Source organism: Rhizobium sp. RAF36, assembly GCF_052114105.1.
Lineage (GTDB): Bacteria > Pseudomonadota > Alphaproteobacteria > Rhizobiales > Rhizobiaceae > Rhizobium.
In genome coordinates, this window is the sequence record NZ_JBFREC010000001.1 from 234035 (window position 1) to 257389 (window position 23355).

Here is a 23355-nt window from a genome sequence, read left to right on the forward strand (position 1 = left end):
CTGGCAATCTCACATGCGCGCCTTCATGCCCCAAGGGAGAATTATCGAGATGCGTCACAGGCTTATCACGGCGACGAGCGCCATTGTTCTGGCTTTGGCCACGGGAGCGTCCGCCGCTGACATCAGTCAGGACGGCGCGAACGCCATCCGTGACAATCTCAATCACCTGCTGCCGAAGGACATCGCCAAGAGCCAGCCGGTCACCGTCAAGCCGGCAGGCTCGCGCTACGAGATCACCTATGATTTCGCCAAGCTCCTGGAGAAGGTCAAGAAGCAGGATTTCGAGATCAAGGGTCTCGTGCCGTTCAAGATGTTCGCGACACCGCAGGATAGCGGGCTGTGGAACCTCGAAGGCAACAACAACCTGAATGTGACCGGTCATTTCGGCGGACCGGACAAGGCGCGCACGGACTTCACCTACTCGATCGCGCAGATGGATTTCACCTCGGTCTTCGACCCGGCGATCAGCTATCTGCGCTCGGGTGATTTCAGCGCCAAGGACCTGAAGATCAGCTCCACGACCGATACGGAATCCGTCAATGCCAGCTTCGGGGACATGGTCTACAAGCTGAGCTCGGCAGACAGCGCCACGGCCGGGCGTCTGGATTTTGCCGCCAACGGCAAGTTCAGCGCCTTTGCCGAGCAGGTCAGCGGCAAGGAAATGCCGCCGATCCAGATCTCTGCCGACAGCCTGGATTTCGATGCCAAGGTCAACGGCATCGCCGCCAAAGACATCAAGGAGATGGTCCTTTTCGTGCTCGATCATGCCGATGAGAAGCAGCTGACCAAGGAGAGCGAGGCGAAGCTGAAGGGCATGCTCGGCAATGCCTTCCCGCTGCTGAGCTCGCTTGAGGAAACCATCAAGCTCAACAACCTCGCCGTCACCAGTGCGGTTGGCAGCGGCGGCGCCAAGTCCTTCGGCTATCACTTCACCGTCGATGGTCCGAGCAATGCAACGCGTATCGGCGTCGCGATGGATGCTGCCGACGTGACACTCGACAGCGCGCTCGTTCCTGCCGGTTACACCGCCTTCCTGCCGCAGGCGCTCGATATCCAGTTCGGCGTTCCCGGCATGGATTTTGCGGCCTTCGCGGACGAGTTCATGAAGATGGACTTCACCAAGTCCACCGACGACAGCGAGAAGGCCGGGCAGCAGGCTGCCGAGAAGCTTTTCCCAGGCGGTATTCTGAGGGTCGATTTTCCGAAGGTCAGCGCTAAGTCCAGCGTCTATGACGTCGAGGTTTCCGGCGAGCTGGAAGGCCGGGTCGATACGCAGAAAGATTACAAGCTGAATGCTTCGATCGTGGCGCGCGACTACGACAAGACGATCGCCGCCATCCAGGAACTTGCAAAGACCAACCCGGACCTGACCCAGGCATCCTTCGGCCTGATGATGATCAAGGGTTTTGCCAAGGCTGATCCTGATGGCGCGCAGCGCTGGGATGTGGCTGTAGCAAGCGACGGCTCGGTCAGCGTCAATGGCCAGCAGATCAAGGGTCCGGATGCACCGGCCACTGAAGAAGCTGCTCCCTCCGACGAGACGGATCCTTCGGATGAGGCCGCTCCTTCAGACGAGGCTACTCCGGATGAGACCGCTCCGTCTGACGACGCGGCGCCCTCGGATGATGCTACGCCCTCCGAAGAGACCAAGCCCTGATTTAGAAAGGCCCGCTTCGAAGCGGGCCTTTTTCGTTCGGCTGGATAGTGGAAAATGCGGGCCTACTGGCGGCACTCTCCACCGCTGATGATGCGGAAGCCCGCATTGCCGGCTTCGCAGGCATTTGGGAAGGTTTGCGTCTGACGGCCGCGTTCGCCGCAGACCGGGCGGTATTCGCGGGTGCAGATGCCATCGGGGCGGCCCGGGCGGTCGGGTCTATCCGGTCTTTCAGGCCGGTCGGGCCTGCCTGGACCATCCGGCCAGTCCGGGCGGCCGGGACGGTCTGGTTCCGGGCGCGGGAAGGTTGGTGGTCCGCCGCGGCATTCGCCGCGTCCAACGATCATGAAGCCGCTGCTGCGCGCCTGGCAGGAATTGCTGAATGTTTGCGTGCGCCCGCCGCGCTCGCCGCAGACCGGGGCATATTCCATCGTGCACATCTGCGGCTGCGGCGGCCGGGGACGCGGCGGTGGCCGCGAGTAGCCGGGATCGACATCGACGGTGCAGGCCGATAGCAGCGGAATAAGCGCTACCAGCGCCAGGCGCCTGCCGGTTTTCAGATGGTTTCGGATGTTCGTCACAATTGCTCCCCCGTGCAAACAAATCACAGAGGAAGCCTAGTTGAAACAGTCAACGTGATGAAGCGGCAAATGCAACTTCGCCGCTCCGAACGGGGAAAGGATGGAACCGTCAGTCGAAGAGACTGGAGACGGACTCTTCCTGGCTGGTGCGGTTGATGGCTTCGCCGATCAGGTTAGCGGTCGTGATGACGCGGATGTTGTGGGCAGACTGCACAGCCGTGGTCGGCTGGATGGTGTCGGTGATCACAAGTTCGCGCAGCTTCGACGAGGTGATGCGGGTGACCGCGCCGCCCGAGAGAACGCCGTGGGTGATATAGGCCGTGACGCTGGCTGCGCCCTGGGCGAGCAGCGCATCGGCAGCATTGCAGAGCGTGCCGCCGGAATCGACGATGTCGTCGATCAGGATGCAGTCCTTGCCTTCGACTTCGCCGATGATGTTCATGACTTCGGATTCACCCGGGCGGTCGCGGCGCTTGTCCACGATCGCCAGCAGACAGTCGAGGCGTTTGGCAAGCGCGCGGGCGCGCACCACGCCGCCGACGTCAGGCGAAACCACGGTGATGTTGCTGGTGTCGTAATGAGCCTTGATGTCGCGCGTCAGGACCGGCACGGCATAAAGGTTGTCGGTCGGGATATCGAAGAAGCCCTGGATCTGGCCGGCATGCAGGTCGAGCGTCAGAACGCGATCGGCACCGGCTTCGGTGATTAGGTTGGCGACCAGCTTGGCCGAGATCGGCGTGCGCCCCGAGGCGCGGCGATCCTGGCGGGCATAGCCGAAATAGGGAAGAACTGCCGTGATGCGGCGGGCCGACGAGCGGCGCATCGCATCGATCATGATCAGCAATTCCATCAGATGGTCGTTGGTCGGGAACGATGTCGACTGAACGAGGAACACGTCCTCGCCGCGCACATTCTCCTGAACTTCGACGAAGATTTCCTGGTCGGCAAATCTTCTGACGCTGGCCTTGCCCAAGGACACATTGAGATAGGTGCAGATCGCTTCGGCGAGATGCCGGTTCGAATTGCCTGCGAAAACCTTCATTTTGGCCCGCCTATTGTCTGCTGATAGCCGCGCTTTTTAGCCAGCTTGCTTCTGAATGCAAGCGCAAAGGCGACACAGGCCTTGATATTTATCAAAACCCTGTTGCTAACCGCCCTGAGATTGGCGCCAGACGTTGAATTCGGCGATGGTTTTGGTGCCGATCTGCTGCATGACCGAGGCCGGGACACCGGCCCAGGGGTCCTGAGCGGCGGAGGGGACCTTCTCTTCGCCTTGAATGCGGTGCAGGCGGCCGCCGCTGCTGTCGAGAACGTCCCAGACATAGGTGACGGTGACATTGCCCGCGTCGGTGAAGGCCGAAAGATAGCCCTTGAGGATGTAATCGCTGCTGTTGTCGGTCGAACTCTTGATCGCAAGGCCATGCGAACGGGCCTCAGTGCCGAGCTGGCGCGAGAGCGGGGTGACGGCCTGAACGGGAGCACCAATGATCGGCAGGAAGCGGACGGTATTGCCGCGGGTCGAGCCCGACTCGACCGGATCGATGGCGGCCACCTGTTGTGTCTCCTGACGCTGCCGGCGCGGCGGCGGCGCCTGGTCGCCCATATCCTGCTCTTCGGCTTCGGCGTTGGAAAGCGGCTCGCTCTCGACAGCCTCGGGCGCGCGATAGCTTTGCGGCGCCTGCGCCGAAAGGGCGTCGGCCTGGGCCTGCATGGATGTCGGCGGTGCGCCGGGGCCGGGGCGGTAGGCTTGATTATAGGCGGGGTGGTAGCCTTCCTGCGGCTCGGCGGCGAAGGCCTGGCGGGATTGCGAACCGGCCATACGCTCGACTTCGCGCTGGGTCACCGGCGAGGAGCGCGGCGCCATGGAGGAATCGCCGATATCGACGAGCGGCGTCATCGCATCGGTCGTATTGCAGGCGGCAAGCAGGCTGGCGAGGCATGCAAGAAGTGCTGGCGCAGTCAGCGATCGCGTCATCCTTCCAGCTTTCCTTCCGTCATTCGCATCAGCCCCGCCCAGTTTATGCGGGCGGGGATGGTCTTGTGTCAATTCCGGATTCTTGCCGGTGAAGTCTCTCAGGCGCCGAGGAAATCCAGTCCGTGGCGGGAAAGCGCCCGCGGTGCACCTGATGTCGTCAGATAGGTCTGGCCGAGCGTCATGGCGGTTCCGCTGTCGGAATCGGCGATGATCATGTGCACGAAGAGCGACATGTTGGGCTCGATCGGCTGCGGATTGCCGACATGGAACATCTGGTGCTCCATCCAGGACGGCGAGAAGCGGGCGCCGAGCGAATAACCGCAGGCGTTCAGGCGGTGACGGGCAAGGCCGCGCTCGTCCATGATCTTCGCATGCATGTCGAACACGTCGCCGAATGTGTGGCCGGGCGTCAGCACGGTTTCGATCGCCTGCAGGTTCTCGAGGCAGGCGCTGAACAGCTCGCGGTGACGGTGGGTTGGCTCGCCGACGACGATCGTGCGCATCATCGCCACATGGTAATGCGCGTAAGTGCCTGCCCATTCGATCGTCAGCTGGTCATTGGCATCGAGCTTGCGGCGGCCGGCCTTGTAGCGGCAAAGCAGGGCGTCGGCGCCGGAGCCGATGATATATTCGTTGGCCGGATAGTCGCCGCCGCCGCTGAAGACGGCACCCTGCATGGCCGCGAGAATGTCGGCTTCGTCGGCGCCGGCCTTGGTGAGCCGGATTGCCTGATCCAGCGCATCGTCGGCGAGGGCTGCGGCGCGCTCGACATAGGCGACTTCTGCGGCGCTCTTGATCAGGCGCAGGCGGCTGACGAGATAGGAGGCATCGCTGATCTGGCCGAAGCTCGAAAGCTGCGCGTCGAGCAGGCGGGCAACGCGGCCGGTCATGCCGTGCGTGTCGTATTCGATGCCGATGCGGGCGCCGAGCAGATCCATTTCGACCAGCAGGTTCTTGAGATCGACGGTCGGATCGGCGTTGACGCGATCGACCCAGACATGGACGTCCTCAAGGATCGAGGTGTGCTTGGCCTGGCGAAGGTCTGCCGAGCGGGTGATCAGCGCCATCGTGCCATCCGCCTTGACCACCAGCGTCTGGAAGAAGCAGTAGCCGAAGGTGTCATAGCCGGTCAGCCAGTACATGCTTTCCTGGGCGAAGATCAGGAGAGCGTCGAGCTTTTCCTCGCGCATCTGCTCGGTGACGCGGGCAAGGCGGCTGGCGAATTCGCTCCGTTCGAAGTGCAGTGCCATTGTCTCAAATCTCCCTGATGCTGATCGCTGAAATCTGGCGGCCGTAATCCGGCTCGTTGTTATGGGTGGTGCGGCGGTACGAGAAGAAGCGCTCGGCATCCGGATAGGTGCAGAGCCCGACGCTTTCGGCGCGCACACCGGCCTTCTTCAACCGGCCGACCGTCAAGGCCGGCAGGTCGAACATCGAATGACCGGGCTTTGCCGACGGAATGAAATATTGCGCGTAAGCAGGATCCTGCGTGACGAAGCGATCGACGAATTCCGGACCGACCTCATAGCTTGCCTGACTGATCGATGGTCCGAGGCAGGCGACGATCGCCTCGCGCCGGGCTCCCAGTTTCTCCATGGCAATGATCGTGTTTTCGAGCACGCCGGTCAGCGCCCCCTTCCAGCCGGCGTGGGCTGCGCCGATAACGCGGTTTTCGGCATCGGCAAACAGGATCGGGCCGCAATCGGCGGCTAGCACACCGAGGACGATGCCGGGCGTCGCCGTTACCAGCGCGTCGGCCTGCGGGCGATCGCCATCGTACTTTCCATCGACGGTCACGGCATCGGGCGAATGGACCTGATGGACGGTCGCCAGCTTCTCCAGCGGCTGGCCGAACCAGGCGGCGACGCGGCGGCGGTTCTCGTTGACATGGTCGCGGTCGTCGTTCGATCCGAGGCCGACATTGAGGCCGCGATAGAGACCTTCGGAGACGCCGCCCTGCCGGGTGAAGTAGCCATGAATGATCGCATCGTCCGCAGCCTGTTTCAGCAGCGCGCTTTCGATCGGTGCGGGTGAAGCCGCGTTTTGCATCAGCGATTCCGGGATGTTTAGAACGGGGTCATTGTTCACCGGATCGTCCGGTGAAGCATTGTCGATTGCGCCGGATGTTGGCGCAGGGCGGCGCGCTCTGTCAATCCACCGGGCGGAAAGGCATGAGATCGACGGCCGGATAGGAGACCGCCATCGCCTTGAAAAGCTCGCCCATGCGGCCTTCACCCGAACCTGCCAGCCGGTCGACGGCGCTCTGGATGATTTGCTGGGTCCGCGGCTCGCGGTCGCGCCCAAGAGCGCTGGCACGATCGAGAATGCCGAGGCCGACGAGGAGGTCGCCCTGATGCAGCGCACCGTTCAGATGCAGTCCAGCCGCAACGGCGGTTCTGGCCAGATGTTCGAAATCCACATGGCTGGTCAGATCGGCTTCGCCGGGATTGGCGAGCGGCGGGTCGAATTCATGCATCCGCACCGCCTGCAGCGTATCGCCGAAGCCGCTGACGAGGTGGCCGTAGTCGATGGCGAGCGCTGTGCCGCCGAAGGCCTTGAGCCGCTCGCAGATGGCGATCATCACCGACTGGCGGGCCGGCGAGAATTCGAACAGCGTGCCTGCAGGCATGGTCTGCGCGCCATCCGGCAGCAGCGCCGGATCGATACCGGCAACACCGGCGGCAAATGTCAGCTCGCCCTCGGCGTCGAGGCCGACCATGCGTTCACGGAAGCCGGTCGGTGTCTTGACGAACTGGCGGATCGGGATGGCGTCGAAGAGTTCGTTGGCAGCAATCAGCGTGAATCCATCAGGGACCTCGTCGAAATCATTGTGCCAGGTGATTTTGCCATCATGAGCCTCGAGCGTCTGGCTCTGGACGTCGCGCAGCCGCTCGCTGGTCTCGACCAGATGCACGCTCATGTTTTCGAAGAGCGGCGGGGCGAGACGGGCGATGACGCGCAGCATGTCGGCCATCATCGTGCCGCGGCCGGGGCCGATCTCGACGAGGCGGACACCTGCCGGTGTGCCATGCTGCTGCCAGGCGTGAACGATGAACACGCCGATCATCTCGCCGAACAGCTGGCTGACCTCCGGGGCGGTGACGAAATCGCCGGAACGGCCGAAGGGTTCGCGGACACGGTAGTAGCCGTGTTCCGGGTCAGCGAGGCACAGCGAGAAGTAATCGGTCACGCTGATCGGGCCGTTCGCCTGGATGATCGCCTTGATCTTTTCACCGAGTGCGGTGGTCATGGTGGTCGCGTCCGGTCTGCGTTCAGTTCTGCAGCGCGACCTGGCGGCGGGCGCGCATGATCGCCCAGAGGCCAAGCAGGATCATCGGGAAGGACAGCACCATCCCCATGGTCAGCCAGCCGGTGCCGAGCAGGTAGCCAAGCTGCGCATCCGGCTCGCGGAAGAATTCCACGAGGATACGCGACAGTGCATAGCCGCAGACGAAGACGCCGGAAATGAGGCCCGGCGATTTAAGGGCGCGGAAGCCGTAGATCAGAAGCGCCAGAACGGAGAGAAGAACGATGCCCTCAAGGCCCGCTTCATAGAGCTGGCTCGGATGGCGGGCAAAGGGACCACCGCTGGGGAAGACGACGGCCCAGGGAACGTCTGCAAGGCGGCCCCAGAGCTCGCCGTTGATGAAATTGGCGATGCGGCCGAAGAACAGGCCGATCGGAACGACACCGGCGACGATGTCGAACAGGCTCCAGATCGGGATGCTATTCTTGCGGGCAAAGAGGATCATGGCGAGCGTCGTGCCGATGATGCCGCCATGGAAGGACATGCCGCCGTTCCAGATCTGGATGGCGCGGATCGGGCTCTCGATCACCGCAGGCATGTCATAAAAGAGGATGTAGCCGATGCGTCCGCCGAGAACGATGCCGAGGGCGGCCCAGACGACGAAATCGTCGAGCTGCGTCTTGGTGACCGGCGAAGCATTGCCCGGCCACAGGCTGTCGTTGCCGGCGATGCGCCGCGCGTAAGACCAGCCGAGCATGATGCCGACGACATAGGCCAGGCCATACCAGTGGATGGCGAGCGGGCCGATCGAGAAGGCGATCGGATCGATATCCGGAAACGGCATGATTGCCATAAGATTGGCTGCAGTCGGCAAGGCTTTCCCACCCGTTGATGTGCGCGGAACATGGCGTTGCGATACGAGGCGGTCAAGTCGATTGTGAGGCAGGGCAGGGCGAGGCGGGCTCTTATCCAGAGCAAAGCGCTTGCATCCTTAACGGCGAAGCCCTACCTCCATTTTCAGAGGCCACGGGCCTGAAGAAACTTGTCGCGCGAAGGAGAAGACTGCCATGACGACTGGAACAAACCGCATCATGGACGAATTCGCAAAGTTGATGACCGACGCAGCCGGCGCCGCCCAGGGCGTGCGCAAGGAGGTCGAGACGGCCTTCAGCGCTCAGGCCGAGCGCTGGCTGAACAGCATGGACGTTGTCAAGCGCGAGGAATTCGAAGCCGTGCGCGAGATGGCCATCAAGGCGCGCGACGAAAACGATGCGCTGCTGGCACGAGTCGCAGCGCTTGAGGCGCAACTGGCCGCAAAGAAGAAATAATTCCCGTTTTGCTACAAGATGTGGTGTGGCGCTTTTGCGACACGCCGCATCTCAGACAGAAAATCGGGTGGGTTTATCCACCTGTGGACACTGCCAAAAAAGCCAATGGGCAGAGTCGCTTATCTCCCCCTCCTGAATCTGATTTCGAGAAGCTGTCCACAGTACCTTTCGGGAAATAGCCCGGTCGGGGGCTGGCTTGTCGCCGGTCTGATTATACACTGATTTTAAATGATGATTCGAACCGGACGGCGGTAAGCTCCAGGCAGGTTTCCTGCGTTAAGTCTGGGTTGCGGTTCAAGGGTCATCGAAATGGTGTTCCGGTCTTTGCGTGTGCTTTGCTTGTGTTTTGTAGACCCAAGTCAGTCGCATTCATTCCCGGTCAAGAAGGTGCTGCATGAGCCTGATGGAAATTGAATTCGAGCGTCAGTCGAACCCGGTCGATATGATCGAGTACGTCGCCGCCAATAATGACTGGGCATTTGAACGGTCAGGCGAGGACGAGATCGCGATGACGGTCGAGGGGAAGTGGGCCGATTACCACATCTCCTTTTCCTGGATGGAGGAGTTCGAAGCCCTGCATCTCGGCTGCGCCTTCGACATCAAGGTGCCGGAAAATCGGGTCAACGAGGTCACCAAGCTGCTCGCGGCGATCAACGGTCAGGTGCTGATGGGCCATTTCGACCTGTGGCGCCAGGAAGACGTCGTGATCTTCCGTCAGTCGCTGCTGCTGGCCGGTGGCGCGGAACCCACCAACCGTCAGGTCGAAGTGTTGCTTTCCAGCGCGCTCGATACCTGCGAAGTCTATTATCAGGCGTTCCAGTTCGTCATCTGGTCCGGCCTCGATGCCGCCAAGGCGATGGAAGCCGTTCTGTTCGAAACCGTCGGCGAAGCGTAATTCCTCATGTCCAGCCTGTCTTCTGATCCCATCGTTCTCATCGGCGCCGGCAATATGGGGGGCGCGATGCTCTCCGGCTGGCTGAAGAACGGCGTGCCCGGTTCGTCCGTGGTCGTCGTCGATCCCGGTCCGTCGCCGGCGATGATGAAGACGATCTCCGATGCCGGTGCCACGCATGTGACGGCGGCTCCGGATGGTCTGAAGGCCGGCGTCCTGTTCATCGCGGTCAAGCCGCAGGTGATGGAAGCGGTTCTGCCGCCAGTGAAGAAGACGGTCGGGCCGAACACGGTCGTGGTTTCGGTCGCGGCTGGCAAGACGCTCGGCTTCCTCGAAAAGCATCTCGGCGAAGCGGCCATGGTTCGCGCCATGCCGAATACGCCTGCTATGGTCGGGCGCGGCGTCACCGGCGCTTTTGCCAATTCCAAGGTCAGCGCCGATCAGCGCGACCGTGTTCATTCTCTTCTTCGCGTATCCGGTCCAGTTGAGTGGGTTCCGGCCGAGTCCGACATCGATTCCGTTACGGCCTTGTCGGGCAGCGGCCCTGCTTACGTGTTTTATCTCGTCGAGTGCATGGCTGAGGCAGGCCGTAAACTTGGCCTGCAGGCGGACCTGGCCATGCGTCTTGCACGGGAAACGGTCGCGGGGGCTGGTGAACTTCTCCACCAGTCCCCCGACGACGCTTCCAAACTTCGCCAGAATGTTACGTCTCCCGGCGGCACCACTGCCGCAGCTCTTGCCGTGCTGATGGCGGAGGAGGGAATGCAGCCGCTGTTCGACGAAGCTCTCGAGGCGGCGCGCGCGCGCGCGCAGGAACTGGCAGGCTGACCCGATATGGCTGACGAGATCACCTATGCCGATTTCGAACGCGTCGATATCCGTGTCGGCACAGTCATCGAAGCCTCGCCATTTCCCGAGGCGCGCAAGCCGGCGATCAAGCTGCTGATCGATTTCGGCCCCGAGATCGGCGTCAAGAAGTCTTCGGCACAGATCACCGTACACTACGATCTCGACAACCTCGTCGGCCGCCAGGTCCTCGGCGTCGTCAACTTCCCGCCACGCCAGATCGGCCCGTTCCGCTCGGAAGTGCTAACGCTCGGCTTCGAGGATGAGGCAGGCGCCATCGTGCTTGCGGCAACGGACAAGCCGGTGCCAAACGGCAAGAAGTTGATGTAATCAATGAATATCGCGCGAGACCGGGTCAGTCAGCGCGAAGGAATGGAATGTTGCCTCGAAGCCGGCGCGTTGCGGTGAGCAGAACGCGGGACCGACCTGCAAGTCCTCTATCGATGGGTCGAACCAGGCGAGGCGCGCCATGCGCCATTCGGTCATGACATCCGTGCGATACTGGATGAACAGCGCGTCGCCGTTGCGGGTGACGCGGACGGACATCACGTCGAAAGCGTGGTCGATGCGGAAGGCGGACCAGTCGGAATGAGTGTTGGTGACGACGGTGCTGAAATGCATGGCGCCGTCGGTATATTCGATCCCGCATTTCATCCAGCGCCTCTCATCGGCGCGGATCATCAGTCCCGCCTGATCATAGAGCGCCTCGTAGCGGCCGGAGAAGCTCACCTCGGCGGTGAAATCGCCATTGCGTAGCTGATGCAGGAAATGCCCGTCGTCGCGGTGGAACCCGTAATATGTGCCTTGCCAGAAATCTGTCTTCTCGCCGGAGCGCACCTGCAGCGCGCCGTCGCGGACATCTGCTGAAACAGGCGGGTTAAGCCAGGTCATCTGGTTGAAATCGGTCATTGCCAAGACCTCACGCGGGAACGCGGATGATGGCGCGCAGGCCACCCAACGGGCTTTCGCCGAGCGTCACGTTGCCGCCGTGGCTGCGGGCGATGTCGCGGGCGATGGCGAGGCCGAGGCCGGTGCCTGAATCGTCGAGGTTGCGGGCTTCGTCGAGACGGAAGAACGGCTTGAAGACGTCTTCGCGGTTCTTCTCGGGAATGCCGGGGCCGTCGTCGTCGAACGTCAGCGTCAGCCACTTGGCGCTGTGCTTGGCCTCGATATTCAAGGAGCTGGCGTAGCGGCGTGCATTCGAGGCGAGGTTCATGACCAACCGGGTGAAGGCGTTGGGGCGGACGGAAATCTCGTCGTCGCCTTCGATAGAATAGGTGAGGGCCTTTTCGTGGAGCGAGAAGTCGGCCTCGATCCGTTCCATGATCTCGCTGAGCTTCAGCTCGCCGACATCTTCCTCCACCTCCGTGCGGGCGAAAGCCATGTAGGCCTCGAGCATCGACTGCATGTCGTTGACGTCGTCGGCCATGCCCTGCAGGTCGGGATTGTTGCCAGCGAGCGCCAGCTGCAGCTTGAAGCGGGTGAGGATGGTGCGCAGGTCGTGGCTGACGCCCGTCAGCATGGCGGTGCGCTGCTCCATCTGCCGCTCTATGCGCTCGCGCATCAGGATGAAGGCAAGGCCGGCGCGGCGGACCTCGTCCGCGCCGCGCGGATAGAAGTTCTCGGCCTTCTGGCCCTTGCCGAAGCTTTCCGCGGCGGCGGCCAACGCCTGGATCGGCCGAATCTGGCCGCGCAGGAAGAGGATGGAGACGCCGATCAGCACCAGGGAGGCGCCGACCATCCAGACGATGAAGATGTGAGTGTTCGAGGCGTATGTCTGATTGCGCTTGGTCAGAACCCGCAGGATTTTGCCGTCCAGCTTGATGCGGATTTCGACGAGATTGGAATCGCCGAGCGTATCGAGCCAGAAGGGCCGCTTGATCTGGTCGGTGAGCTCATCGGACAGGATGCCGTCAAGGATCGAGAAGAACGGTTTCTCGCGCGGCGGGGGCAGGTCGCCATCAGGCTCGACCGAAATCTGCAGCTTCATCTGCTCGCGGGCGATCCGCGTGATCGCGGTATAGTCGGCGTCCTGCGGATAGGTATCGATGATCTGGATGATCGCGGCGATATCCTGGGTGACGGCCATCGACAGGCGCTGCGTCACCATCTGCCAGTGGCGTTCCATGAACACGGCGGCGACCACCGACTGCAACAGCAGCATCGGCATGATGATGATCAACAGCGAGCGGACGTAGATGCCCGTGGGGAGGCGGCGGCGCAGAAAGCGCGCGAACCACTTCCAGCCGGTGGCGGGCAAGCGCTCTTCGCGCCGCAGGCTTTCGAAAGTCACCATCTCAGTTGCGATCCTGACGTCCGGAGCTTCAATCGATACTCAGCCTGTATCCTATACCACGAACCGTCTGCAGCCAGACAGGGTTCGCCGGATCGTCCTCGATCTTGCGGCGCAGACGGTTGATCTGCACGTCGATGGTTCGTTCTCCAACCTCGACATCGTCGCCGATCAGCTCGTGGCGCGGAATGGTGTCGCCGGCGCGCTTGGCGAAGAGCAGCATGATTTCCTGTTCGCGATCGGTCAGGCGGATGACTTCCGCCGCCTTCTTCAGCTCCTTGCGAGTCAGCGAGAAGGTGTAGGGGCCGAACATGATCTGCTCGATCTTCGGCGCATCCGATGCGTTGCGGCGAAGGATGTTGTTGACGCGCAGCACCAGCTCGCGCGGATCGAAAGGCTTCGACAGATAATCGTCGGCGCCGGCCTCAAGCCCGGCGATGCGATTGTCCGACTCTGCCAGCGCTGTCAGCATGATGATCGGAACGTTCTTGATCGCCCGCAATCCGCGGGTGACGTCGATGCCCGACTCTCCCGGCATCATCACGTCCATGATGATCAGGTCGAAGTCGAGGCCGGCAAGCTTGCGCTGCGCCTCGGCGCCATCTGCCGCCACGGTTACCCTGAAGCCGTTCTCGGTCAGGTAACGGTTCAGCAGCGCCCGGATGCGTGTGTCGTCGTCGACGACAAGCAAATGCGCCGCATCATCTGAAATGATTGTCTTTCCCGTCATTCAGTCCGCTTTCGATGTTTGCCTGTCCCGCATGCCCCTCAGAAATGCCTTCACGCTCTCGCGCGTCTCAAGAGAAGCATTGTCGAATGCCCTCTCAATGCGGCGCGATTGCGGCTCCGCCAGAGCAAGCGCCAGTTCGCGCCCCGTCTTTGTCGGATAGAGTTTGCGCTGGCGCCGGTCTTCCGGGCCTGCGACTTGCCTGATATATCCAGAATCGATCAGCTGTTTGAGCACTCGAGCGAGGCTCTGCTTGGTAATCTTCAATGTATCCAGAAGATCGGCAACGGTCATGCCGGGTTCACGGTTAACAAAGTGTACCACCCGGTGATGCGCCCGTCCGAAGCCGCTGGTTTCGAGGATCGCGTCCGGATCGGAGACGAAATCGCGGTAGGCGAAGAAGAACAGCTCGATGATCTCGAAGTCGATGATGCCGGTGTTTTCCATCGGCGTGGCCAACGGTTCAGGCTTGCCTGCTCTCGGGCTTGTCTGTCTTGCCGGCACGTCATTTCCTTTCTCATCCAATGCGTTCCGGGAAATACGCGCAGACAACGGCTCAGCATTATCCGATGCAAATCTATGCTGCCGACAGTTCCCCCGGACTTTGCAGAGTATCGGCCTCGACCCGCCTCTTTCGAAGCCGGCCGATCTCCGCTTCCCAATACAAGGCATATTTTCCCGGCGGCGTCAGTCGATAAAACGCAAACGGGACAACAATCAACAAGGGATGGCATGCGCGCGCCGAAGGATAAACTGCGGCTGCACTCTCCTGTTCACGCCTGCGGCAACCTTTACGGAGTAACTTGTCCACAGAAATGCAAAAAGGCGGCCAGGCGGCCGCCTTTTCTGTTTCATTGCGGAACGTCCGGCCGGTCTTACTGATAGACGTAGACGATGCGGCGCGTGCCGGGATCAACCAGGACGGGCCGGTCGTTGATCCGCGTATAGCGGTACTGATAGTCCGGAATTTCCTGGAAGGTCACGTCATCGGGCACTTCGGCACCGACGACCACCTGACCGCCAAGCTCGACAGTCTGACCGGGATTGGTGTCGATATAGGTGCGGACCATCTCCGGAGGCGTGACTTCCTCGACCGATCCGACCGGACCAATCAGTTCGTCACCGGGCTGCGGATCGACAGGCTGCGGATCTGTGGCAACCACGCTCGATGTGCTTTCATAGGTTACGACGGGCACGCCAAGCGTTGTCTGGTTCTGCTGTACGACGACAGGCGTGCCTTCGCGCTCGACCTGCAGATAATCGGCATAGACCCAGCCGCGAACACCGTTCACATCGACGCGGCACCAACGGCTACCCTCGATACAGCCATCGAGATAGGCGGAAGAGCCCCGGGTCGCGATGCCCACAGATGGATATTGAGGGCCGGGGCCGGCGCGGACGTTGAGATCGTTGATGGCCGTGGCGGCCATTTCCGCATTGGCAAAGCCAGCGCTTGCGGCAAGCACGGCGCCTGCCAGGAAAAGGTTTCTCGTCATGGTCATTTCCATTTCTCCTTTTTGCTGGGCTGGAAACGCACCGTTCACTTTCCGGTTCCAAAACCGGCCAGCCTATTAATTCCACCTTCGGGTGATATTTCTGTAAGTTATTGATGTTATGTAATTATCGATGAATTTTTAACCTGCTCTTGCGCTGTAAACTGTTGTTACGACCTGTCGCGGCCGCGTGAGGCTTGGGCAAAAGCTGCTTTCAACGGACGGCTTTCCGGCTATAGCTAGGGCCTGAAACAAGAGAGGCACACATGGGCATGCTCCAGGCCGGCATCATTCCGGTGACACCCTTCCAGCAGAACTGCACGGTTCTTTTCGACCCCGATACCAAGGAGGGCGTGATCGTCGATCCGGGCGGCGACGTTCCGGCGATCCTGGATGTGATCAAGGAGAACGGCTTCAAGATCAAGGAAATCTGGCTGACGCATGGCCATCTCGACCATGCCGGAGGAGCGAAGGATCTGAAGGCGGCGCTCGGTATCGATATCGTCGGTCCGCACAAGGATGACCTGCCACTGCTGCAGCGGATCGAAACGCAGCAGCAGAAATACGGCATAACGGGGCTGAAGAATGTCGAGCCTGATCGCTGGCTCGAAGATGGCGGCAAGGTGTCTTTCGGCAGCCACGAATTTGAGGTCTATCACACGCCGGGCCATGCGCCCGGGCATGTCATCTATTTCAACCGCGCGCAAAACTTCGCCCATCTCGGCGACGTGCTGTTCAACGGCTCGATCGGCCGCACTGATCTTCCGGGCGGCGATCACGAGCAGCTGCTTCAGTCCATTCGCGAGAAGGTGCTGCCACTGGGTGATGACGTCGGCTTCATCTGCGGTCATGGGCCAGGGAGCCGGATCGGCGACGAGCGGCGCAGCAATCCATTTCTGCAGAGCATCTGACAAAACAAAAGCGCCGCTCGATGAGCGGCGCTTCGTTATTCGCTACAGCTTGCGAACTCAGCCAGCGGTGCAGAAATGCTCGCGGCCATCGTTGCCGATGAAGGTGCCGGTGCCCGGGTCGAAGCTGCGGTAACGGTACGAGCAATAACGCTGCCACTGCGGCGTCCAGGGCTCAAGGCCAGCGCGGACCGGCTGGTAGTAGCGCGGCGGCGGCGCACGATAGACCGGCGCGTCATATTCCGGCTCGTAGACCGGTTCGGCATAGCGCGGCTCGTCGTAATAGTAGCGCGGCTGGTTCGAGTTGGCGATTGCCGAGCCAACGATCAGGCCGGTTGCGAGGCCCACAGCACCGCCAACGAGGGCGTCGTTGTTGTGGTGACGGCGCCAGCTGTCGGCGGAGGCTTCGCTGACAGCGGAAAGGCTGAGAGCGGCGGCTGCGGCCGTCAGAATAAGTGTCTTTGCGATGTTGTTCATGACCTTGTCCTACTTTCCAAGACAGCGAGAAGTGCTGTCTATAAACTCTTCAAAGCGGCAGCGGGTTCCTGCGCCGTTAGGATGAGACGATAGTGGCGGTTATCTGAACGGATGCTGAATAACAAAACCCGGCATCTCTGCCGGGCTTCCACTCGAATAGATCGCGTTGTTTCGGGATTTAGCCGGAAATCTGAAGATTGACGGCCTTCGGTCCCTTGCCGCGGCGGTCCGGCTCCGTGTCGAAGCTTACCTTCTGATTTTCCGTCAGGCCGGCCAAGCCGGAAGCCTGAACGGCAGAGATGTGAACGAAGATGTCCGCGCCACCCCTGTCCGGCTTGATAAAGCCGAAGCCCTTGTCAGTATTGAAGAATTTCACAGTCCCAGTCTCGGCCATGCGTCAGGTCCTTTTCTCTCTGCCCGCCATCCACACGGGCAGCATCAATTAAGCCCCTTCCGGAGCGTTGGCAGGCAGTTCTTGAATTTCGAGAAAAAGGTCCCCTCTACCTCGGCCTGTCTCGTGGTGGGATTATTCCCCATCTTATTGAGACTGGCTGACCGGAATATTAGCGTTTCCGGCGCGCACTTTCTTAAGGACTTCCCATGCTCGCAAAATGCCCGAACGCCCCGAGATTGCTGCGATTATTGAGAATTGGCAAGCAAAAGTTTTTTAACGTGTTGTCCGGGGCGCAGTCCCGCCGGGTATCCTATTTGCGCCAAAACGCAAAAAATCGCTCCCCGCGCGCGCATGATTAACGTTTTGTATCGTCTGCAATATATTTTGTGAGGAGATTTTCCCAAAAACACAACGCTAGCGGGTTATCGGAGCATTCGAAAAAAAATTTCGAATCGGGCAGGGTGCGCGTAGTGGATGCGGTTTCAGGCAGGCTGGGTGCGGCGGCGGGTCAATTCCGGGACGATCTCGACCACAAGCATAGCGGTAAACATCAGCGCGCATCCGATATAGCCGACAGGCGGAATGGTTTCGCCGAGGATGAGGGCGGCCAGCGACGAACCGAACAAAGCTTCCGAAGACAGGAAGATCGCCGCCTGCGACGGCGTCGTGTAGCGCTGGCCGATGACCTGCAGCACGAAGGCGACGCCCGACGAGAAGATACCAACATAGAGGATCTCGGGTGCTGCGCCGCGGATGGCGTCGAGGCTGATCGGCTCGATGATGGCAGCGACGATGAGGGCGCAGACCGCGGTGACGGCGAACTGCGATGCCGAGAGCGCCAGCGGCCGCCCGGTCTCCTTGACGGTGATGCCGGCAAGGGTGATCTGGATGGCCCAGAAGCCGGCGCAGATCACCGTCAATCCGTCTCCGACCGTGAGTGCCGAAAGATGGCCGCCCGATAGAAGAAAGATGCCGGCGATCGCCATGGCCGCTGCCGGCCAGATGATCCAGTGCGGCGGGCGGCGCAGGAAGAGAACCGCGATGACCGGGACGAAGACGACGTAGAGGCCGGTGATGAAGCTCGAATTGGTGACCGATGTGGTCTGCAAGCCGATCTGCTGGGTCGAGGCGCCGCCGAAGAGCGCCAGTCCGATTGCAAGATAGATGCCGAGCTGCCGCTTGCTGGTTTTTACTTTCGCCTTGCGGCTTTCCAGAAAGACGAAGGGCAGGACGGCGGCGGTGGCAACTGCGAAACGCAGGCCGATGAACCAGAACGGGCCGATGGCTTCCATCGCCGTCGATTGCGCGACAAACCCGCCGCCCCAGATGGCGGCCGCAAGCAACAGCAACAGGTTCGCTTGGACGCGAGTCATGGCATTCCTCGATGCGGGGAGGGTGATGAAATCGTGGTTAGCAGTTGCCTTTTGTTTCAGCAAGCCGGAATAAACGGAGAGGATGGTCTCAAGGGTGATCGGATGACGCAGCATAACGGCAGGACGTTTTGCCATCAGCCGGCACGGCTAGATGAGCGCCGGCTATTCGGGAACGCCGCTCGAAAAGAAGCTGGGGCTGAAGGCAGGGCAGGCAGCGCTGCTGATCGGCGTGCCCCAAAGCGTCCCAGCGCTTAACGGTTTCACGGATTTCAGCCGGGTCGAAGTAGTGGCGCCTGAAGAGGAGGCACGCTTCGACTACATCCATATCTTCGAGACCCGGCGTGCAGCGCTGGAAGCATTGGCTCCGCGGTTGCGGCAGCTGGTGCAGCCTGACGGCATGATCTGGATATCCTGGCCGAAGAAGGCATCGAAGCTGCCGACCGATATTGCTGAAGATGTGCTGCGTGAGGTGCTGCTGCCGACCGGTCTCGTCGATGTGAAAGTCTGTGCGATCGACGAGATATGGTCGGGCCTGAAATTCGTCGTCCGCAGAGAGCTCAGGGGCAGTTAGCCATCCTGGTTTGTGGCGCGTGAGACGCGCAGCAAGGCGCCGTCGCGCTCGTCCGTCACCATCAGCAATGCTCCATCGGGTGCGACGGTGATATCGCGGATGCGGCCGTATTGGCCTTCGAACATGCGCTCCTCGCCAACGAACTTGCCGCTGCCATCGCGCTGCATGCGCGACAGCAGCTGGAATTTCAGCGCGGCGACCAGCATGTCGCCATTCCATTCCGGGAACATCTTGCCGCGATAGACGGCGATGGCGCCGGGGGCAATGGATGGATCCCAATAGTGGAGGGGCTGTTCCAGTCCGGCCTTCTCCGTTCCTTCACCGATCTTGGCGCCCGAATAATCGACGCCATAAGTGATGACGGGCCAACCGTAATTCTTGGCCGGCGCGATGAGATTAATCTCGTCGCCGCCGCGGGCGCCGTGCTCGACGGTGTAGAGCTTGCCGTCGGCGGCATCGAAGGTGATGCCCTGCGGGTTACGGTGACCCTTCGACCAGATTTCGGGCCGTGCCTTGGCGCCGTCGCGGAACGGATTATCCGCAGGAATGGTGCCATCGGCGTTCACATGGACGATCGAGCCGGCGTCATCCTTGAAGTCCTGCGAACGGTCGCGGCTGCCGCGGTCGCCGACGCTGATGAACAGACTGCCATCACCAGCGATGGCGATGCGCGAGCCATACTGGATGTTGCCGCCGGTGAATTTCGCCATGGTGAAGATCGGCTTCACGTCCTCGAGCCTGCTTTCGTCGGCCGAGAGCTTTGCGGAAAAGGCTTCGGTGCCGGATCCCCCGGCATTGGCAGTCGCGGCAGTGAAATAGAAAATGCGGCTTTGGGCGAAATCGGGGGAGAGCGCCACATCCATCAGGCCGCCCTGGCCGCGGGCGCTGACCTCGGGCACGCCGGCAAGCGGTTCTGAGACCTTGCCATCGCGAATGATCCGGATATTGCCGGGACGTTCGGTCACGAGATAAGCGCCATCGGGCATGACCTCGACAGCCCAGGGATGATCAAGCCCGGTTGCCAGCGTATCGACGCTGACCGCGACGTCCTTGGTCTGCACCCTGTCGGCTGCATATGCAGCGCCAGCCATTGCAAATGCGGCACCTGCCGTCAAAGCGATGCGCAATCCCTTGAGCATGTTCATGATCTCCCCGTTTTACCATCCAGCCGGTTAGGTGGCGCGCGGGGGCGATCGCTTCAACCTCGCTAGGTGCCGGATAACGGTTTTGTGTTGCCGGTTTGAACGGTGCCGGTCTGGATCGTATCGACCAGCTCGGCCTCGACGATGTAGCGCATCGGGCCGCGCTCGGTGGCGCCGAAGGGCCAGCAGGTGGTCAGCACCAGATGGCGGCCGTTTGCCGCCGCATCGATGCCGCTTTCGTCCCACCGCGCGACGCGGGCGTCGGTGGTCTTGAAGGTCAGCACGGTGCCGTCACGGCGCTTGATTTCGATGTCGTCGCCGGGTTTGACGTCTTTCAGCCAGCGGAAGTGGGTGTCCCTGTGGGCGGCGATCACCGATGTGCCTTCGTCGCCCGGCTGCGGCGTGTTGCTGAGCCAGGCCGGGCCGAAGGCCAGCGCTTCGCCGGATGCGCCCGACAGCACGATCGCCGTCTTGCCGAGACGCGGGGCGCTGACTTCGGCTTCGGTGGTGAAATCGGCCCAGGGCCACGGCTTGGCATCTTCGCCCCGCAGCTCCGCGGCGAAGGCGCGCTTCAGGAGAACCTGCGAAAGCTCCGCCTTGCCCTTCAGATAAAAGCCGCTACTCACCAGTGCGACACCATAGAGACCAAGACCGAGAATGCCGACGGCGACGATCTTTTCCATCGGCGAGAGTCGGGAGAAAAAGCTCCTGCGCGGCTGCTCCACGTCAAATGCGGTAGCGGCCGCATTCGCCATCATCATTTCCAGATAGCTCGGAAGGGGCGCGAATTCGCCCGTTTCCTCGCTCCAGCTGCCTCTCTGCATATTCGCCATCAGCGGCCTCCCGGGATGACGAGGCCGCGCAGGCGGCGGCGCCAGATGGCAAAGCCACCGGCTGCGGCGAGCGCTGCCAACAGCATGGTCAGGCCCTGCATGATCTGCTGGTCGGCGAGCGTTGCCGTCTGCGGCAGCTTTACCGAGGCGGAACGCTGCGCGATCAGGTTGGCGGCGGCCGGGGTCGGAGCGGCGGCCATCTGGTTGGCGAGGGCCGCGAACTCCATCTGCGGCTTGGCCATGGCGTGATCCGGTGCGCTGCCTGCCGGAGCAGGGGCTGCGGGTTCGCCCATCACCTTATCGAAATCCCAGCCATCGGGCAGGTTCAGCGGCAGCCTGGTCGAGGTAGCCGGCTGGCCGTCAGGGCGCGATGGCGTGACGTCGATGGCAACGAGGCTGGTGACGCGGGAGACGAGATGATGCGCCATGGCGATCGTCTCTACATCCTTGTCGAGTGCGGCCGGATCTTGGCGCTCATAGGCGCGGGCTTCGAGATCGTCGATCTTGCGGCGGGCCCAGAGCTTGGATAGGCCCTTGCCATCGGCCGCATTGGCGATGTCCATCTCGACGCGCCAGGGCTGGGCGCCGGTCTTGCCGGTGATCTGCAGCTTGCCTGCGGGTTTACCTGTTGGCAGTTCCGCCGTCAGGACAACCGGCTCGCCGGTATAGAGATCGGGCATCGGGTTCGGGGTGATGTCGCTTGCCTGCGTGTCTTCAAAGGTGGCGGCGATATCGGTCATCGCCGGGTTCTGCAGCTTTGCGAAGAGCTCGCCCATGCGGGTGGCGACCTGATCGGTCGAGCCGATATGAGTGAAGGTGCCGCGGCCAAGTTCGGCGGCCTTGGTCATGAAATAGGAGTTCGGCGCCGAACCGATGCCGATGGTGAAGACGCGGGCATCGCTGCGGTTGTTGGTGATTTCCATGAACAGCTGCTGCTCGTTGCCGATCGCGCCATCCGTGAGGAAGACGACCTGGCGGAGAGCGCCATTGGCGACCGAACCTTGATTGCGCAGCGCGTCTTCGAGCGCCGGCAGCATCTCGGTGCCGCCGTCGGCCGTCAGGCCGCGGACATAGGCGATCGCCTTTTCGCGATTGTCGGGCGTGGCGCCGACGAGGCCGCCGAAATAATCGGTCATGGTGTCGTCGAAGCGGATGACGTTGAAGCGGTCGTCCGCACCGAGCTTGGAGATCGCCAGCGCCAAGCTTTCCTTCGCCTGGGCGATCGACTCGCCGGACATCGAGCCGGAATTGTCGATGACGAAGATGACTTCGCGCTTCAAAGGTGCAGCCGATGCATCCGGCGTTGCGGGCGGGGTGACGAAGGCAAGCAGATAGGTCTTGCCATCCAGCACTTCGCGGAACAGGCCGGCGCTCGGCGTCTTGCCCGGTGCTGCCTTCCAGGTGAGCTCGAAATCCTTGTCGGCGGGTACGGACTCGCCCTTCAGGCTGATGACGCGGTTCTGGTCGCCGTCCTGCTTGATATCGACATCGTGGAAGGCGGATTTGACGTCGCCGAGCGGGAAGCCGGCTTTCAGGTTCACGGTCAGCGCGACAGGGTTGATCTTGGCATTCTCGCGCGGATCGAGCACCGGTGCCTCGATCTTGTCGCGGTTCGGAACCGGATCGGTCGGCACGGCGAAGCCAGCGCCATTGTTGAACTCGACGGTCTGGACGACGGGAGCCGGATTGTAGCGGGGCGCGACGACCATCGGGAAGCGGAGCGAGAATTCGCCGCCGGACTGATGGACGGCCTGCTGATACTCGATCTGCACGACGATGGTTTCGCCGGGGCCGATATTGGCAACCTGGTTGGTGAAGATGTTCGGGCGCTGCTGTTCCAGAAGGGCGGCTTTCTTGCCCTCGGCTTTCGCCTGCTCGTAGATTTCGTGGGCTTCCTGGCGCGGCTTGATCTGGCCCTCGATGAAGCGATCGCCGATCTGCATCTTCAATTCGTCGACGGCAGAATTTTCCGGCAGCGGGAAGACATAGGTGCCTTCGACCCATCCCTTGCTGGGATTCTGGAAACGCTGGGTGACCTTGACGCGGGCGACCGGGCCGGAGACGTCCATCTCGACATCGGTCTTCAGCCGCGGCGCCTCGATGAAGAAGCCCGGGTCCTTCGATGGGAAGAGCAGCGAGCCGCTGTTGACATCGTTCGGGCGAACGAGACCGGCCAGCTGCGTGGCCTTCGGTGCAGCGGCCTCTTCGGCGCGGGCAACGGACACCAGCCCTGCCGTCATCATGATCGATGCAAAAAATGCGGTGAACGCAATAAGGAATGAAATGGCCACACGGCGGACGCGGAGCCGCTCCGTCGCAAACTCGTCTTCCAGAAACATTGGCATACCCTCAATAACCAACTTCGGATGTGCAAGATTGAGGCTCCGATCCCGGCGGGCTCACGACGGAATTGCGGCATGCCGCGGTATTTGTTGCGGCTTATTTGCGGCAAAGGCCCGAAACGGGGAAGTTTCTGTTTTTAAGGGGTAAATCCCGATGGCATCAGAGATTGATTCAAGATCCTCGCAAACTGATTCAACTATCCGTCACAAACGATTTCTCAGGGTGCGGCAATCGATCAATAAGAATCATCGGCGTCATCGCGCCTTTGCGCTTGAAAT

The 23355-nt window shown here is 61.5% G+C and carries 25 protein-coding genes; 7 read left to right on the plus strand and 18 right to left on the minus strand.

Annotated elements, in window-relative coordinates; genetic code table 11:
- Nucleotides 1-49: 49 nt before the first annotated feature.
- Nucleotides 50-1657, plus strand: coding sequence for a hypothetical protein (locus AB4Z25_RS01200; protein ID WP_442207813.1), 1608 nt, complete (start codon nt 50-52; stop codon nt 1655-1657).
- Nucleotides 1658-1719: 62 nt separating this feature from the next.
- On the opposite strand, the gene AB4Z25_RS01205 is transcribed toward AB4Z25_RS01200, so the two are convergent.
- The 7 genes from AB4Z25_RS01205 to lgt form a co-directional block, all read right to left on the minus strand.
- Nucleotides 1720-2226, minus strand: a complete 507-nt coding sequence (locus tag AB4Z25_RS01205; protein ID WP_442207897.1) for a Kazal-type serine protease inhibitor domain-containing protein — start codon at nt 2224-2226, stop codon at nt 1720-1722.
- Between the two features lie 118 nt (nt 2227-2344).
- The gene (locus AB4Z25_RS01210) at nt 2345-3277 is read right to left on the minus strand and encodes a ribose-phosphate pyrophosphokinase (RefSeq protein ID WP_112386272.1); all 933 of its coding nucleotides are present in this window, start codon (nt 3275-3277) and stop codon (nt 2345-2347) included.
- A 105-nt stretch (nt 3278-3382) separates the two neighbouring features.
- A complete protein-coding gene (locus tag AB4Z25_RS01215) occupies nt 3383-4210 on the minus strand; it encodes a hypothetical protein (protein ID WP_112537859.1) in 828 nt (275 codons plus the stop codon).
- Between the two features lie 98 nt (nt 4211-4308).
- Nucleotides 4309-5460, minus strand: coding sequence for a M24 family metallopeptidase (locus AB4Z25_RS01220; protein WP_112386274.1), 1152 nt, complete (start codon nt 5458-5460; stop codon nt 4309-4311).
- 4 nt (nt 5461-5464) lie between these two features.
- Complete coding sequence (gene pgeF, locus AB4Z25_RS01225) at nt 5465-6259, minus strand: peptidoglycan editing factor PgeF (protein ID WP_112538013.1); 795 nt, start codon at nt 6257-6259, stop codon at nt 5465-5467.
- Nucleotides 6260-6359: 100 nt separating this feature from the next.
- The gene (locus AB4Z25_RS01230) at nt 6360-7460 is read right to left on the minus strand and encodes a class I SAM-dependent methyltransferase (RefSeq protein WP_112537858.1); all 1101 of its coding nucleotides are present in this window, start codon (nt 7458-7460) and stop codon (nt 6360-6362) included.
- A 22-nt stretch (nt 7461-7482) separates the two neighbouring features.
- Nucleotides 7483-8331, minus strand: coding sequence for a prolipoprotein diacylglyceryl transferase (gene lgt, locus AB4Z25_RS01235; protein WP_442207814.1), 849 nt, complete (start codon nt 8329-8331; stop codon nt 7483-7485).
- Between the two features lie 193 nt (nt 8332-8524).
- On the opposite strand from lgt, the gene AB4Z25_RS01240 reads away from it, so the two are divergent.
- From AB4Z25_RS01240 to AB4Z25_RS01255, 4 genes are all read left to right on the plus strand, one after another.
- Nucleotides 8525-8785, plus strand: a complete 261-nt coding sequence (locus tag AB4Z25_RS01240; RefSeq protein ID WP_112386278.1) for an accessory factor UbiK family protein — start codon at nt 8525-8527, stop codon at nt 8783-8785.
- Nucleotides 8786-9179: 394 nt separating this feature from the next.
- Nucleotides 9180-9680: a YbjN domain-containing protein gene (locus tag AB4Z25_RS01245; RefSeq protein ID WP_112515757.1), complete on the plus strand. Its 501-nt coding sequence runs from the start codon at nt 9180-9182 to the stop codon at nt 9678-9680.
- 6 nt (nt 9681-9686) lie between these two features.
- A complete protein-coding gene (gene proC / locus AB4Z25_RS01250) occupies nt 9687-10505 on the plus strand; it encodes a pyrroline-5-carboxylate reductase (protein WP_112537856.1) in 819 nt (272 codons plus the stop codon).
- Nucleotides 10506-10511: 6 nt separating this feature from the next.
- Nucleotides 10512-10853 carry a tRNA-binding protein gene (locus AB4Z25_RS01255; RefSeq protein WP_112537855.1) on the plus strand — a complete coding sequence of 114 codons (342 nt, stop codon included), beginning with the start codon at nt 10512-10514 and terminating at the stop codon, nt 10851-10853.
- Here AB4Z25_RS01255 and AB4Z25_RS01260 read toward each other — a convergent pair whose 3' ends face one another.
- The 5 genes from AB4Z25_RS01260 to AB4Z25_RS01280 form a co-directional block, all read right to left on the minus strand.
- Nucleotides 10854-11432 (minus strand): DUF1349 domain-containing protein, encoded by a 579-nt coding sequence (locus tag AB4Z25_RS01260; protein WP_112537854.1) that lies wholly within the window; start codon nt 11430-11432, stop codon nt 10854-10856.
- A 10-nt stretch (nt 11433-11442) separates the two neighbouring features.
- On the minus strand, nt 11443-12819 hold the full coding sequence (locus AB4Z25_RS01265) for an ATP-binding protein (protein ID WP_112537853.1): 1377 nt from the start codon (nt 12817-12819) through the stop codon (nt 11443-11445).
- A gap of 28 nt (nt 12820-12847) precedes the next feature.
- Nucleotides 12848-13546 carry a response regulator gene (locus AB4Z25_RS01270; RefSeq protein WP_112386284.1) on the minus strand — a complete coding sequence of 233 codons (699 nt, stop codon included), beginning with the start codon at nt 13544-13546 and terminating at the stop codon, nt 12848-12850.
- Nucleotides 13547-13990, minus strand: a complete 444-nt coding sequence (locus AB4Z25_RS01275; RefSeq protein WP_112386341.1) for a MarR family winged helix-turn-helix transcriptional regulator — start codon at nt 13988-13990, stop codon at nt 13547-13549.
- Nucleotides 13991-14418: 428 nt separating this feature from the next.
- Nucleotides 14419-15045, minus strand: coding sequence for a DUF1236 domain-containing protein (locus AB4Z25_RS01280; protein ID WP_112516100.1), 627 nt, complete (start codon nt 15043-15045; stop codon nt 14419-14421).
- A gap of 257 nt (nt 15046-15302) precedes the next feature.
- On the opposite strand from AB4Z25_RS01280, the gene AB4Z25_RS01285 reads away from it, so the two are divergent.
- Entirely contained in the window at nt 15303-15947 is a 645-nt protein-coding gene (locus AB4Z25_RS01285; protein ID WP_112537852.1) for an MBL fold metallo-hydrolase, read from the plus strand.
- 57 nt (nt 15948-16004) lie between these two features.
- Here AB4Z25_RS01285 and AB4Z25_RS01290 read toward each other — a convergent pair whose 3' ends face one another.
- The 3 genes from AB4Z25_RS01290 to AB4Z25_RS01300 form a co-directional block, all read right to left on the minus strand.
- Nucleotides 16005-16421: a BA14K family protein gene (locus AB4Z25_RS01290; RefSeq protein WP_112537851.1), complete on the minus strand. Its 417-nt coding sequence runs from the start codon at nt 16419-16421 to the stop codon at nt 16005-16007.
- 178 nt (nt 16422-16599) lie between these two features.
- Complete coding sequence (locus AB4Z25_RS01295) at nt 16600-16815, minus strand: cold-shock protein (protein WP_003581120.1); 216 nt, start codon at nt 16813-16815, stop codon at nt 16600-16602.
- 482 nt (nt 16816-17297) lie between these two features.
- A complete protein-coding gene (locus AB4Z25_RS01300; protein ID WP_112386343.1) occupies nt 17298-18188 on the minus strand; it encodes a DMT family transporter in 891 nt (296 codons plus the stop codon).
- 151 nt (nt 18189-18339) lie between these two features.
- Here AB4Z25_RS01300 and AB4Z25_RS01305 point away from each other — a divergent pair, with 151 nt between their 5' ends.
- Entirely contained in the window at nt 18340-18759 is a 420-nt protein-coding gene (locus AB4Z25_RS01305) for a DUF3052 domain-containing protein (protein ID WP_112537850.1), read from the plus strand.
- On the opposite strand, the gene AB4Z25_RS01310 is transcribed toward AB4Z25_RS01305, so the two are convergent.
- The 3 genes from AB4Z25_RS01310 to AB4Z25_RS01320 all read right to left on the minus strand — a co-directional run bounded on the left by AB4Z25_RS01310 (nt 18756) and on the right by AB4Z25_RS01320 (nt 23073).
- Nucleotides 18756-19898 (minus strand): PQQ-dependent sugar dehydrogenase, encoded by a 1143-nt coding sequence (locus tag AB4Z25_RS01310; RefSeq protein WP_112538012.1) that lies wholly within the window; start codon nt 19896-19898, stop codon nt 18756-18758. The genes AB4Z25_RS01305 and AB4Z25_RS01310 overlap by 4 nt on opposite strands.
- A 68-nt stretch (nt 19899-19966) precedes the next feature.
- Nucleotides 19967-20734 carry a class GN sortase gene (locus tag AB4Z25_RS01315; RefSeq protein ID WP_112537849.1) on the minus strand — a complete coding sequence of 256 codons (768 nt, stop codon included), beginning with the start codon at nt 20732-20734 and terminating at the stop codon, nt 19967-19969.
- Complete coding sequence (locus AB4Z25_RS01320) at nt 20734-23073, minus strand: marine proteobacterial sortase target protein (protein ID WP_112537848.1); 2340 nt, start codon at nt 23071-23073, stop codon at nt 20734-20736. The genes AB4Z25_RS01315 and AB4Z25_RS01320 overlap by 1 nt, the downstream gene beginning before the upstream one ends.
- Nucleotides 23074-23355: the final 282 nt, after the last annotated feature.